Here is a 13,652-nt window from a genome sequence, read left to right on the forward strand (position 1 = left end):
TCGAAACGAGTAGGCTTTTTCCATGTCTCACATTTTAGCATATATTTCGTAAACGATGCTCATATTTAACAGTAAAGCCGTCGTAGAACGACGGGGTTTCAGACCCAAATTTTCGATGAAAATGTGCGGAATCTCGCTGTATAATGTGTAGTCACCTCCATCTATAATATTGCCGCTTATGTAACCGTGGATATACTAGGACAAAATCCTTATTTACTACTCCATACCGAGAAGGGACAGCGTTTTTTCCCTCTCGTGGGGAGACCTTACTGGACAATCGGACGGAGCAAAGATAACGCTATCGTGATTAAAGATCAGTGTATCTCTCGCAATCACGCTATTTTACAATCCACGGAAACAGGAGATTTTTATCTGATCGATCTCGGTAGTCGCAATGGAACTTTTGTCAATGGCAGAAGGGTAGCTATTCCCGTGACTATCCATGACAAAGATCGGATCGCCTTTGGCAAAACCGAAGTGCAGTTCTATCGTCCTACTCCCACTAATATAGGCAAGCAACCGCACAATTTAGAATTGGATCCCCCCACCTCCACCGTCCATGAACGTCGCTTAACATCGGTGATAGTGGTGGATATACGAAATTTTACGGCTTTAACGAGGCAATTAGACGAAAAAGTGCTTTCTTCTCTGATTGGCAATTGGTTTCGCCATGCCGGGAGTATTATCCGCAGTTCCGGCAGTTGGGTAGATAAATATATTGGTGATGCGATCATGGCCATCTGGTTTCACGGCCAACAGGAAGTCAATCAAGACGATATCTTGCAAATTTTCCAAGCAATTACGCGAATATACAAGATGACCCGCGCCTTAAGCGAAGAATATCCCTTACCCTTTAAATTACGCATCGGTGCGGGAGTGAATACCGGTTATGCCATGGTGGGCAATACTGGCAGCGGTGAACATCCAGATTATACGGCGATCGGTGATACGGTCAACGCCGCTTTTCGTTTAGAGTCGGCCACTAAAGAAATAGGTAGGGATTTAGCCATCGGAGCAACTACCTACAGTCATCTCATCGGTTTACCCCATCTCCACCAAGCTTTTGAGCAACATACCCTCAGTCTGAAAGGATACGACGATAAAACTATTACCTACGGAACCACTTTCGATGACTTGGATCGTTTCCTCGATGTCAATATTAGTGAGGAGATAACTGGAATTACAGGATTTATCGGCAGTGTCTGAAGATTGAAATTAAACGACATTTCAGTGATCAGTAAACAGTAATCAGTAATCAGTGAAAAGACAGTAGGAAACTTCTATTTAATACTGTACACTTAAAACTCAAATCTGATGACTGATAACTGATAACTGATAACTGATAACTGATAACTGACCTACTCCTCGGCAGCGGCGAGAACTAAATCTTCCTCTTCCAGGGCGGGAGGAACTTCGATTTCTGCGACTACTTCCGAGACAGTCCGGCCTTCCGCTTCCGCTAGACGTTTTTCTCGGTATTTAATCGCCATTTCTTCCGCTTTTTCAAACACTAACGGGCGATTTTTGAGCATATCTCCCGGTTCGGGTTCTAATTGTTTAGTCGAGAGGGAAATGCGACCTCTTTCGGCATCGAGATCGATAATCATCACTTTCAACTCATCATTGACATTGAAAACCGTGTGGGGGGTGTCAATGTGATCGTGAGAGATTTCGGAAATATGCAGTAAACCACTGACTCCACCAATATCGATGAAAGCACCGTAGGGCTTGATTCCGCGCACGGAACCGATTACCACCTGTCCCACGGCTAAACCGTTCATCTTGCGTTCCACTAAAGCGCGACGATGACTTAAAACCAGACGGTTGCGATCCTCATCCACTTCTAAAAACTTTAAGGGCAATTCCTGACCGACTAAATCCTCTTTCGCTTCTCTGGTGCTAATGTGAGAACCGGGGATAAAGCCGCGGAGACCTTCAATTCTGACTAATGCTCCACCACGGTTAGTGGCGAAAACATTCGAGCGCACGGTAGCATCTTCTTTTTGCAATTGACGCACCCGTTCCCAAGCGCGCATATATTCGATGCGACGGATCGACAGGGTTAGCTGTCCATCTTCATTCTCGTCGGTAAGAATGAAAAATTCCCTGGTTTCGTTGGGTTGTAAAACTTCTTCGGGATTATCGACGCGGTTGATCGACATCTCCTGCACGGGGATAAAAGCGGCGGTTTTAGCACCGATATCGATGAGCGCTCCCCGGGGTTCCATGCTGAAAACAGTCCCAGCGACAACATCTCCCGGACTGAAATGATAATCGTATTTGTCTAGAAGGGCGGCAAAATCTTCATGGGTAAAGCCTATGTTTTTGTTTGCAGTTTTTTGGGTGGTCATGTACGTTGTTTGGGCCTCGGAATTTCCGTAGGTTTTTCCTCCTATGTGATGTACAGTTTCTAAATCAAGGAGATGCCTCCCAATTTAGTTTCTAGGCAGGGCCTAGGGGATGAACTGCCGCATCCGGCTTTCTTGCAGGCAATCTGCCTCAAGAATGACTTTTAAGAATCTAACCAGAGCTTGGGCTTGAAATAGCACAAGGGATCCTCATTATAACTGAATCGGGAACTATTTAAGACGAGGTAATCACGCTGGCTTCTTCCACTGGAGACCAAGAAGGATGAGTGCGTTCCATTTCGGAGGACTGGATCAGAGCTAAAGCGGCGATAAAGTCTCTAATTCCCTGAAAATTGCCGTAAACTGAAGCAAAGCGCACATAGGCCACTTCCGATTCTTGCCGGAGATATTCTAGGACTAATTGACCGATTTCCTGACTTGTTACCTCCCGTTTTGAGTCTTGCTGCAGACGGGATTCGATATCATTGACGATCGCCTCTAATCTTGAGGGGGGAATGCCGGTTTTTTCGCAAGCGCGAACGATCCCCCGGAGCAGTTTGCAGCGATCAAAAGATTCCCGTTTACCATCTTTTTTAATCACCGTGATCGGCACGAATTCGATGCGCTCGTAGGTGGTGAACCGATATTTACACTGTAAGCATTCACGACGACGACGAATGCTCTGACCGTTTTCGGAGGAGCGGGACTCTAAAACGCGACTATCGGTATGCTGACAATTAGGACACTGCATAGGAGGCGCTCGGTGAGGGGAACCTTTAATTTAAGCCTTTAAATACGAAAACCAGAGCCGCTAACCTGCTTTTGACAAGCGGGCGGCTCAGGGAAGAAAATTATTAACCTAAACGGAGTTAAGAAATTTACTTTTGAATCCGGGGAGGTTCCCGGAAGGCGATGGCGAAGAAAATTACCGACAAAGCCATAGTTAAAACTAAAATGTAAGCGACGCTTTCCATGGTTGGACATCCTACAAGACTGCTATAACAATCCTATAGTATCAGGAAATGAGCTTTTCAGCTTGTCTGGGGATATAATCTACATCCCCAGAATCAGTGGCAATCTATTTAACGCTAACTTTTGCCCCGGCATCTTCCAGTTTTTTCTTGATGGCGGCGGCATCATCTTTGTTAGTGCCTTCTTTAACCGCTTTGGGAGCGGCTTCTACCAGGTCTTTCGCTTCTTTGAGTCCTAAACCGGTCAATTCGCGTACCACCTTAAGGATAGCAATTTTCTTGTCGGCGGGAACTTCTTCGAGAACGACGTTAAATTCGGTTTGTTCTTCCACCGCTTCAGCAGCAGCCGCGGGAGCAGCCCCGGGGGCAGCCATAATTATGCCACCAGTCGGAGCGGCGGCACTAACTCCAAAGGTTTCTTCGATACCTTTGACTAATTCCGCAGCTTCTAAGAGGGTCAGGGTTTTGAGTTTTTCTAAGATTTCAGCTACAGCAGACATGGGTTAGACTCCTAATTGTTTGTAAGTGATTGATTGGCGCGGTGTCAAGCCGCTTCTTTTTCTTCTTGACGGGCCACGGCATCGACGGCACGGGCCAAAGATGCGGGAACTTCGTTGATACTGCGGGCCAGTTTGGCAGCAATGGCGTTGATTGCTCCGGCGGCCTGAGCGATTAACTGTTCTTTCGACGGTAAATCGGCGATCGCTTTGATCTGATCTTCTGTTAACAGTTGACCTTTTGTCCCTTCTTTGAGGACACCGCCGCGCAATTCGGTTTTTTTGCTTTCTTTTTTGAACTCTTGATAGGCCTTGAAAGCTCCACCGATATCCTCTTTTACGAGCAGAAAGGCGGATGTTCCCGATAAAAGGCTTTTCATCGGTTCCCAGCCACTATCTTCAGCGATCGCCAATCCCATCAAAGTATTTTTGGTGACTTTACAAATCGTTCCCGTGGGGCGCAATTTGCGGCGTAGATTGCTGATTTCGGCGACGGTTAAACCTTGATAGTCGATGACCATCGTTAATTGAGCTTCGCTAAGGGAGGTTTTTAATTCTTCTAGAATTACTCCCTTGCTTTCTCTGCTTCTCCCCATCCCTTGTTCACCTCCTGTATGCGGGGGACCTGTTCCAGAGGCGCAAAAATAACCCCTTGTAGCGCCGGGGTTGAGTGGAGAGAATCCAGTTCAGGCATGACCAAGACAGAAAATATCTCTCTTTAGTCTTTTTGGCTGCTGTTTTCTCGCTTTGACCTCGGCAGGGTATTTAAGCTGTTTCGCCCCTGCTGTCTTTGGCTTAAGCCAGTCCCCTATTATAACAGTATTGCGCGTTTTATGTCAAGCCTTGGACAGGAACGAGCATGGTGATTGCATTTAAGACTGAATCCCTTGAGTATAGGCTACTTATCAGTACAGGCACTCATGCAAGAGGCAAAAGGGGGAATAATACTAAATCCTTTGAGTATAGGCTACATATCAAGATAGACAAGAGACAAGAGGCAAAAGGAGGAATAGGTAATCGGTCTTTAATAACTGGATTTAGTAAGTACCTAAGCAAAATTAATTACACATTTCGATAAAGCTTTTGCCTCTTGCCTATTGCCTCTTGCCTATCTTCACTAGGAAATTTATTTTGCACGACTACTTATGAGATCAAAAGTTTTCGTTTTCAGGAGTCGGTTATTAATACCAAATTAGGTTACAGTTCTTGATCAGAAACGCTGTATCTAATTCAGTCTTAGGAGAAAGTCTTTCTGTTGATTGAGCTTTTTTAATCTAGCTTTTCAAGAAGCGAAATTAGCTTGGTTCATTTGTTCGCTTGTGCCACGCTACTTTCTTCGCTTATAATCCTTTTGTCTCCTCCATCAATTTTCCGAGCTTCCCTTTTTAGTTACCTTACCCAATTATCAATTATGAATAACACTGAAATCGACTTTCCCAAAGGCTCTAAGAGTGATCTAAGAGATGTTATCACAAATCAGTTACTCATTTTTTTAGAAGCCCAAAATTATGATGCAGCTAAAACTCTGTTAATTCCCGTGGCTTCCGTGGATATAGCAGAAGCGATTGCGGACTTACCTAAAACCCTACAAATCATTGCTTTCCGACTTTTAAATAAATCTCAAGCCATTGACGTTTATGAACATTTAGATAGAAATACCCAATATTTATTAATCGAAAAGTTTAAAAATGCGGAAGCAAATGAAATTATTAATAATATGTCTCCTGATGATCGAGTCAAGTTATTTGATGAGTTACCTCCTCAATTAGCGAGGACTTTAGTAGCTCAATTATCCCCTGAAGAAAGAGAGTTAAATGCTTTATTGTTCGGGTATTCTGCTGATACAGCAGGGCGAATTATGACCCCGAAATATATCTATGTTAAAGAAACTATTACCGCTAATGAAGCCCAAGCTAAAATCAGAAATTTAGCCGATAAAATTGAAGTGGCTTACTATATCTATGTGACAGATAATAACAAGAGATTACAAGGAACCTTATCTTTAAAAGATTTGATTGTTGCTAAACCAGAAGCCATAATTTCTGAAATTATGAACAGAAACATTATTTATGCCTATACCGATACCGACCAAGAAGAAGTCGCTAAATTGATTCAACGCTATGATTTATTAGCCTTGCCAATTGTTGATAAAGATGAAAACTTATTAGGGGTAGTTACGGTAGATGATGTTATCGATATTTTAGAGGAAGAAGCAACTGAAGATATTTATAAAATGGGAGCAATTAATACAGAATCTGATGATCAAAATTACTTTAAATTGGGCTTGTATAAAATCACAAAAAAACGAATACCCTGGTTATTAATTTTACTAATCACGAATTCTGGAACAGTTTTTTTAATGAGTAATTTTGAGGAAGTATTAGAAGAAGTAGTTGCCTTAGCCTTTTTTACGCCATTATTAATTGATGCAGGGGGAAATATAGGTGCGCAGTCATCAACCGTTGTTATTAGGGGATTAAGTACCGATGAATTAAGAGATAAAAAACCGTTTTCAATTATTGTGAAAGAGTTAATAACAGGGGGATTATTAGGAATAATTTTAGCCGTCATTGTGATTGCCATGATTTTTGTATTCTTAGGTAAACCAGAGATTGGTTTTATAGTGGGAATTAGTTTAATTGCTATCTCAATTATTGCAGCAACGACAGGTACAGCATTACCCTTTGTCTTTAACAAAATGGGATTTGATCCTGCTTTAATGTCTGCTCCTTTTATTACGACAGTGGTTGATGTTTTAGGAATTTTTATTTATTTCAGTATTGCTCAATTAATCCTAAAGGAAAGCTTGAGAAATTGATGGGCAAGGCAAAAAGATTAGGCCGATTTAAGTCTGAATTGGCTTTCCATAACTTCCCCAGGGTTATATCCTTGAGCGCTCGATAATTTTTAATCCTCAATCCCTCAATTCCAGCCATTATTTAGTCCTGTTTCTCATTACTAAAGTAATTTGGCTCTCTTAGGTTTGGTGGGTAAAATGTATTCTAAGATACAGTCCTGCTGGCGAGCGCGCGGAAGGAACCACAGAGACACAGAGGACACAAAGATCGATCACTACTATAAGTAGTCGTGCAAAATTAATTTCCTAGTCAAGATAGGCAAAAGGCAAAAGCTTTATCGAAATGTGTAACTAATTTTGCTTAGGTACTTATAAGTAGTCGTGCAAAATTAATTTCCTAGTCAAGATAGGCAAAAGGCAAGAGGCAGGAGGCAAGAAGTGGTTAGATATGTGTAATTAATTTTGCTTAGGTACTTATAAGTTAAACTGATCACACAAAGAATAAGAGAGCCGTAATTTGAGCAATTTCTCCCCGGAGAATATATAGTATAGACTGATTCTAGAGCGGTTATTAATAGAGTTCTTGCCTAATTAATTTTTGAGAGTTCAAAAATGAGAAAAATAGGCATAAAATTGCATAAAATCCCTAGATAGAGCATTTAATTGATTAATGCTCATTCTTAATTCTCCTGACTACTGACTACTGGCTACTAACTCCTCACCTAAGGTCAGATTTTTGATTTTTGCCAGAGGTCTAATTACTGACCCGATTCGATCGCTCCTTCGGCCTCATGGACAATTGCCCTCAATTGATCTAAAGTTTTCTGGTCCACCTGGGTCCATAATCCCCGTTGTTGAGCCTCTAATAATCTTTCGGCCATATCTCGCAATGCCCAGGGGTTTTTTTCCTGAATAAATTGTTGTACCTTCTCGTCAAATAAATAAGCTTCGGCTACTCCCTGATAGATAAAATCCTCCACTAGGTGAGTAGTGGCAGAGTAGGCAAAAATATAATCTACGGTTGCAGCCATCTCAAAGGCGCCTTTATAGCCGTGTCGCATCACTCCCGCTATCCATTTGGGGTTAACCACTCGCGAACGGTAAACGCGACGAATTTCTTCCTCTAGGGTTCTGATGCGGGGATTTTCCGGACGGGAATGATCACCAAAATAGGTGACGGGATTTTTGCCGGTTAATGCCCGGACACTGGCAGTTAAGCCGCCTTGAAATTGATAGTAGTCATCGGAGTCGAAAATATCGTGTTCTCGATTGTCCTGATTGTGCAGCACTATCTCTAATTCTTGCAGTCTATTTCTCAATACTTCTGGTAAAGAATGGGCAGTTCCTTGACTATCATAGGCATAACAACTCCAGTTAATATAAGCATTAGCTAAGTCTTGATCATTTTGCCAGTTTTGTGACTCGATTAACCCCTGTAAACCGGCCCCATAAGCACCCGGTTTGCAGCCAAAGATTCTGGCAGTAGCTCTCAGTTTCGCCTCTTTTTCTCCTAAGCCCTGACTTAGCCAAAACTCCCTCTCTGTCTTCACTTTCGCCGCTAAAGGATTAATTTTTTCCTCTTCCTCTTGACAAGCTACCGCATTTATGCAAGAATTAAGAAGATGTAGTATGCTGGGGAAACTGTCCCTAAAAAAGCCGGATACCCGAACGGTCACATCAATACGAGGACGGCCTAAGCTAGACGGGGTAAGGATTTCAAACCCGACCACCCGACGGAAAAAACCATCCCAAAGGGGACGAATTCCCAGTAAAGCCATGGCTTCGGCCACATCTTCGCCACTATTTCTCATCGTCGAAGTTCCCCAGATAGAAATCGCCAAAGTGCGGGGATATTCGCCATTTTCTTGGGTATAACGTTCAATTAGTGCCTCTGCGGCCTTTCTTCCCACTTCCCACGCGGTTTCTGTGGGGATTGCGCGGGTATCGACGGAATAGAAATTTCTGCCGGTGGGGAGAACATCGGGACGGCCGCGGGTAGGAGCGCCGGAAGCACCACTGGGGACGTATTGGCCAGCGAGACCTTTTAAGAGATAGATAAGTTCATCGGGGGTTTGTTTTAAAGCAGGAATTAACTGATTTTCTAGCCAAACCAATTCTTTTGCCGTATTTTCGCCTAGAGGTTCAATTTTCTGGCTAATTAAATCCTGAGCGAGACCTTCCAGATAGGTAGTAGTATCGTTATATTCCGTCAGGGGGTCGCAGTCGAGATGGAGGTCAAGGGCGATCGAACGGGTTAAACCGGGGCGGTCGGGACTAGGAGAACGGGCGATCGATTGGATTAAATCAATTAACTGCTGACCCTGGGGACATTGACCGAAGATATGTAAACCGTCGCGGATTTGTGCTTCCTTGAGTTCACAGAGATAACCATCCACGAGGGTGAGAAATTGACCAAAGGAAGCGTTGGTCGCAACGCGCTCGCTACGCGAGATCGTGCCTAGCTCTCGATCGAGATTAGTTTTCGCCACCAGATCGTTAATCCGCTCGCGAATCAGAGCTAAACGAGAAGGATCAAGAGATTCTGCCTGATAATATTCATCGATGAGAGACTCTAACTTTTCCCAATCCCCATACAATTCCGCTCGGGTCATCGGGGGAGTGAGATGGTCGATGATAACAGCTTGGGAACGTCTTTTAGCACTGGAACCTTCTCCGGGGTCATTGACAATAAACGGATAAAAATTCGGCAGCGACGAGAAAGCGATTTCGGGATAACAATGGGGAGAAAGAGCGAGACTTTTCCCCGGTAGCCATTCTAAATTGCCGTGTTTACCGAGATTAATTACAGCAGTGACTTGGAATTCCTGTCGTAACCAATGGTAAAAAGCGAGATAGCTGTGGGTAGGTTCCAGGTCGGGGGAATGATAATTAAGAGTCGGGTCAAGGTCATAACCGCGAGAAGGTTGAATACCGATAAAGACATTACCTAGCTGGATGCCGGGGATAGGAAAATCCTTGTCTGGATATCCCCAACGGTCAAGCAGAGCGCTTTGATTATCGGGGGGAAGGGAGGAGAAATAATCTAGATATGCTTCTAGGGAGAGAGATTGATAGATAGGTTTTAATTCCCTTGTCTCCAGGTCATTAGTGATACCGGAAATAAGCAATCGCATTAATTCATCGCTATGGTCGGGGAGGTCGGTGAGGGTATAACCTTGGGTTTGTAATGCGCGAAGAATTTCCAGACCACTAGCGGGAGTATCTAAACCGACTCCGTTAGCGATACGACCATCCTTATTGGGATAGTTGGGGAAAATGAGAGCAATTTTTTTCTGGGAGTTGGGAAGGGAGGAGAGTTGACAATAGTTTGCGGTTAAATCAGCGACAAAATCAACCCGGTGGGGGAGGGGTTGATAGATAACTATTTCCGTTTCTAGTTTGGGATGTCGGGTGAGGACAGATTTAAAGGAAATAGCGCGGGTGATAATTTTGCCATCCATTTCCGGTAAAGCGATATTCATAGCCACATCCCGGGGGGAAAGACCCTGATAACCCTGTTGATAAGCTTCTAAACTGCTGCTGCTGAGGATAACTTGGAAGATGGGTTTATTGAGAGACTGCCAGAAGTGATGATTTTGTTTGTCTTCCGGTCGCTGGATAGAGAAGCTAGTGGTATCGAGAATTAGGTCTGGGGGATGGTGGGAAAAGAGGGTTAATAGTTCCTCTTGCACTTCGATTTCCCGGAGAGAGGAGAGAAAGATGGGGACAGTTTCAATATTTCTTTGGGTGAAAGCGCTGATTAAAGCATCGATAGCTTTGGTATTACCTGCGAGATAATGGGAACGATAGAAAAGTATCCAAGTCCGTGCTTGGGGTTGGGATAGGGTTGTCTGGGAATAGATTCCCCACCTAGGGACAACCCTAGGAGGAGAGGGAGAATAGTCGAGATGGAGACAGGTATGCGCGATAAATTTAGCAGCATTAATCCAGTTATCTATCCCTGCTTCCGTGAAATAGCACCATAACTGGTTAACAGTAGTCAGGGAAGCAGTGGAATGACTCATCAACTCTAAATCCGGTTTATCCTCTCCCGGGAGGACAAATAAAGTCGCACCGGTTTCCTCGACAATTTCCTTAACTACTTCCAACCCGTAGGACCAACTCCCCCGTCCCCCCAATAAGCGAAGAATAATCACCCTTGCTTGGGATAGTACCTTGTCCCCATAGTTATCGATACTGTATTGCTGCTGTAACTGGGATAAATTGAGGGCGCGAATTGCGGGAAAATTATCCGGTAGATGGTCGATAGCTGCCGCTAGAGTTTGAATATCGGTATCAGCCATGGTGAGGAGGACAATCGGGGCCGGATTTTGGTCAATAATAATCACCCCTTCGGTATCTGCTGTCCAACCACCCGCTTGGGGAGCAATACGATGCATAAATTTTGAGAGTCAGGTTAAATAATGATTAGGTTTTGAGAATCAGGGTCTCGATCGAGGGATCATTCTTAGGTAGATAGAGATGATTATATCTGTCTGCGGCAATTTAAAGAATAGGGGATAGGGATTAAGAAAAATCTTCACTAAAACCCCAACCCCAGTCCCCTTAATGATGACTGGGGTTTGGGGAAGTGGGAAAGTGGGGAAGTGGGGAAATTTCAATTAAAACCCTAAAACCCCAACACCCCACCACCCTATCTCCTGCCTCCTGCCTCCTGCCTTCTGATAACTGATAAATGATGACTGATAAATGATAACTGATAAATGATAAATGAACGCTTCTCCCGCTTATGTTTGCTGTCAAGTGTTGTCATCTACTCACCTCGAACAAATTCGTTCTTGGTGGGGACAGTTGGCAATACAGGTGACAGGGCCGAGGATTAGTCTCAGTGAAAGAGATATTCCCCCACAGACAGGGGAAATCTATCAACTCTTGCTTTCCACTGACCTACAAGCTTTATTGTTAGCCAGTCCCCAAGGGCATAATTTTCAGTACGAAGTCCGCATTAGTTTTGAAGCGAACACGATTAAAAGTTTTCTGCAAGGACTGGCCGTCAAGTCTCTCCACAACCCAAAAATTCAGCAGGGTTATCAAATTTTAAATCTGCCTCTATCCATTAATGTCAGCAGTTTTCAAAATAAAATTTTAGTCAAAATTCTCTCGATAATTTCTTCTCCGGCTGCTGATGGGGGTTGTTCCCGCATCTTCTCCGTTTGTCAACCGATAGAAGCTGCCCTATCCCAACAAATCCAACAGGAAAGATTATTAAACCAAGTCATCACCCAAATGCGTCAGAGTCTGGAGTTACCGGTGATTCTGGAAACCGTGGTCAGGGAAGCGCGGGAATTTCTGCAAGTGGACCGATTGTTAATTTATCAATTTTTCCCCGGTATCGGTGAGGGAAAGGGAAAAATAACTTCCGAGTCGCGCGTTTCTGACCAGATAAATTCCGTGTTAAATTTAACCCCCGAAGACGATTGTTTTTCCTATATTCCCCAATACAAAGAAAAGTACCGTCAAGGATTAATTCTGGCTGTGGATGATGTGGATGTTAACTATTCTTCTTCCTTCTGTTTGTCCGAATTTTTGCGACAACACCAAGTGCAATCAAAATTAATCGCCCCGATTGTGGTACAAGAAGAATTGTGGGGTTTATTAATTGCCCATCAATGTCAAGAAAAACGCCAATGGTTGCCGCAGGAAAAGAAATTTTTAGGTCAGATTGGTGAACATCTCGCCATCGCTATCTATCAAGCGCAATTATATTCTCAAGTACAGGAACAAAAAGATATTTTTGAGCGCCGGGTAATAGAAAGAACCCAAGAATTACAAGATACTTTAATGACTGCGGAAGCCGCTAACCTCTGCAAAAGTGAATTTTTAAATAATATGAGTCATGAGTTATTAACTCCCCTAACTTGTATTATCGGTTTGTCCAGTACCCTGCAAAAATGCTCGGCAGCCAGTAATTTTTTACCTCCCGACAAACAAAAACACTATCTAAAAGTTATTCAGGATAACGGCAATAAACTATTAGAATTAATTAATGACTTGCTTAATTTTTCGCAAGTTTCGGCAGGAAAAGCCGTTTTAGATATTAAACAATTTTCGCTAAAATACCTCTGTCATCATGTTTTAGAAATTATCAAAACAGAGGCAGAAATTAAAGAAATTAATCTAATTTTAGAGATGAAAATTACCGAAAAAGAGCATTATTTTTATGCCGATTATGATCGAGTTCAGCAGATACTTTTGTACTTGTTAAAAAATGCCCTGAAATTTACCCCCGAACAGGGTGCTATCACGCTGAGACTGTGGAAAGAAGGCAGTCAGGTCATTTTTCAGGTAGAGGACACGGGCATCGGCATTCCTGCTCAAAAAATACCGCTTCTGTTTGAAAAATTTACCCAGTTGGATGGCTCCCGAAAACGTCGTTATGGTGGTATGGGATTAGGATTGGCTTTAACTAAACAATTAGTGGAACTGCATCGCGGCACGATCGAGGTAGAATCTTGCTTAGATAAAGGTTCCATTTTTACCGTCCGTTTACCTCAACAAAAGCCCCCCAAATCCCAGCGCCAACCCTCGGATAATAATCCCCATTTTAATCACCACCATCCCACTGTAGTTTTAATTGAAAGTGACGAAGAAATTGCCAATCTTATTTGTGAGTTATTGATGGTGGCACATTATCAAGTTATTTGGTTAATCGATAGTGTCTCCGCTATCAAAAAAATTGAGATCGTGCAGCCAAGTATTATAATTGTCGATCGGAAAATGCCCGATATATATCATCTCTGTCATCTCTTAAAAAAATCTAGCCAAACTCAAGCCAGTAAAGTGCTAATCTTGAATGATACCCCTGAAATCAGCGTTAATTTTCTCGGTCGTCATGGCATTGACGACTATCTGCTCAAACCGATTCAACCCTCCCTATTGTTGGAAAAAATCCGCTATCTAACCGCTTTATAAGTAGGGTTTGCAGCAAAAAGTTTTTCGGTGCGGGTAAGGGGTGTGGGGTGTGGGGTGTGGGGTGTAGGGTGTGGGGTGTGGGGTTTTACCAATTTTCATCTGGTCA

General features: G+C 43.3%; 9 protein-coding genes. 3 read left to right on the plus strand and 6 right to left on the minus strand.

Annotated features, from left to right (window positions below; genetic code table 11):
- Window positions 1-186: 186 nt before the first annotated feature.
- Window positions 187-1,206 carry an adenylate/guanylate cyclase domain-containing protein gene (locus EWV66_RS16450; RefSeq protein WP_052276496.1) on the plus strand — a complete coding sequence of 340 codons (1,020 nt, stop codon included), beginning with the start codon at window positions 187-189 and terminating at the stop codon, window positions 1,204-1,206.
- 152 nt (window positions 1,207-1,358) lie between these two features.
- Here the strand turns inward: EWV66_RS16450 and EWV66_RS16455 are convergent, their stop codons facing one another.
- The 5 genes from EWV66_RS16455 to rplJ all read right to left on the minus strand — a co-directional run bounded on the left by EWV66_RS16455 (window position 1,359) and on the right by rplJ (window position 4,412).
- Entirely contained in the window at window positions 1,359-2,351 is a 993-nt protein-coding gene (locus EWV66_RS16455; protein ID WP_002757124.1) for a 30S ribosomal protein S1, read from the minus strand.
- Between the two features lie 232 nt (window positions 2,352-2,583).
- Window positions 2,584-3,099, minus strand: a complete 516-nt coding sequence (nrdR, locus tag EWV66_RS16460) for a transcriptional regulator NrdR (RefSeq protein ID WP_052276495.1) — start codon at window positions 3,097-3,099, stop codon at window positions 2,584-2,586.
- A 127-nt stretch (window positions 3,100-3,226) separates the two neighbouring features.
- Window positions 3,227-3,322, minus strand: coding sequence for a photosystem II reaction center protein T (locus tag EWV66_RS16465; RefSeq protein WP_012267019.1), 96 nt, complete (start codon window positions 3,320-3,322; stop codon window positions 3,227-3,229).
- Window positions 3,323-3,426: 104 nt separating this feature from the next.
- A complete protein-coding gene (gene rplL, locus EWV66_RS16470) occupies window positions 3,427-3,819 on the minus strand; it encodes a 50S ribosomal protein L7/L12 (RefSeq protein ID WP_002736522.1) in 393 nt (130 codons plus the stop codon).
- Window positions 3,820-3,863: 44 nt separating this feature from the next.
- Complete coding sequence (gene rplJ, locus EWV66_RS16475; protein WP_002743152.1) at window positions 3,864-4,412, minus strand: 50S ribosomal protein L10; 549 nt, start codon at window positions 4,410-4,412, stop codon at window positions 3,864-3,866.
- Window positions 4,413-5,227: 815 nt separating this feature from the next.
- Between rplJ and mgtE the strand changes: the two genes are divergently transcribed.
- Window positions 5,228-6,634 (plus strand): magnesium transporter, encoded by a 1,407-nt coding sequence (mgtE, locus tag EWV66_RS16480; protein WP_052276493.1) that lies wholly within the window; start codon window positions 5,228-5,230, stop codon window positions 6,632-6,634.
- Between the two features lie 737 nt (window positions 6,635-7,371).
- On the opposite strand, the gene cobN is transcribed toward mgtE, so the two are convergent.
- Window positions 7,372-11,013 (minus strand): cobaltochelatase subunit CobN, encoded by a 3,642-nt coding sequence (cobN, locus tag EWV66_RS16485; RefSeq protein ID WP_287108018.1) that lies wholly within the window; start codon window positions 11,011-11,013, stop codon window positions 7,372-7,374.
- A gap of 331 nt (window positions 11,014-11,344) precedes the next feature.
- Between cobN and EWV66_RS16490 the strand changes: the two genes are divergently transcribed.
- Window positions 11,345-13,546 carry a hybrid sensor histidine kinase/response regulator gene (locus tag EWV66_RS16490; protein ID WP_072924963.1) on the plus strand — a complete coding sequence of 734 codons (2,202 nt, stop codon included), beginning with the start codon at window positions 11,345-11,347 and terminating at the stop codon, window positions 13,544-13,546.
- Window positions 13,547-13,652: the final 106 nt, after the last annotated feature.

This window comes from Microcystis sp. M_OC_Ca_00000000_C217Col (genome assembly GCF_007095585.1).
In the GTDB taxonomy this organism is placed as follows: Bacteria; Cyanobacteriota; Cyanobacteriia; order Cyanobacteriales; family Microcystaceae; genus Microcystis; species Microcystis panniformis.

Excerpts from the sequence above, each read along its gene's own strand:
- rplJ (WP_002743152.1), bottom strand. The coding sequence starts at position 4,412 with ATGGGGAGAAGCAGAGAAAGCAAGGGAGTAATTCTAGAAGAATTAAAA.
- cobN (WP_287108018.1), bottom strand. The coding sequence starts at position 11,013 with ATGCATCGTATTGCTCCCCAAGCGGGTGGTTGGACAGCAGATACCGAA.
- EWV66_RS16490 (WP_072924963.1), top strand. The coding sequence starts at position 11,345 with ATGAACGCTTCTCCCGCTTATGTTTGCTGTCAAGTGTTGTCATCTACT.
- EWV66_RS16465 (WP_012267019.1), bottom strand. The coding sequence starts at position 3,322 with ATGGAAAGCGTCGCTTACATTTTAGTTTTAACTATGGCTTTGTCGGTA.
- EWV66_RS16455 (WP_002757124.1), bottom strand. The coding sequence starts at position 2,351 with ATGACCACCCAAAAAACTGCAAACAAAAACATAGGCTTTACCCATGAA.
- nrdR (WP_052276495.1), bottom strand. The coding sequence starts at position 3,099 with ATGCAGTGTCCTAATTGTCAGCATACCGATAGTCGCGTTTTAGAGTCC.
- mgtE (WP_052276493.1), top strand. The coding sequence starts at position 5,228 with ATGAATAACACTGAAATCGACTTTCCCAAAGGCTCTAAGAGTGATCTA.
- rplL (WP_002736522.1), bottom strand. The coding sequence starts at position 3,819 with ATGTCTGCTGTAGCTGAAATCTTAGAAAAACTCAAAACCCTGACCCTC.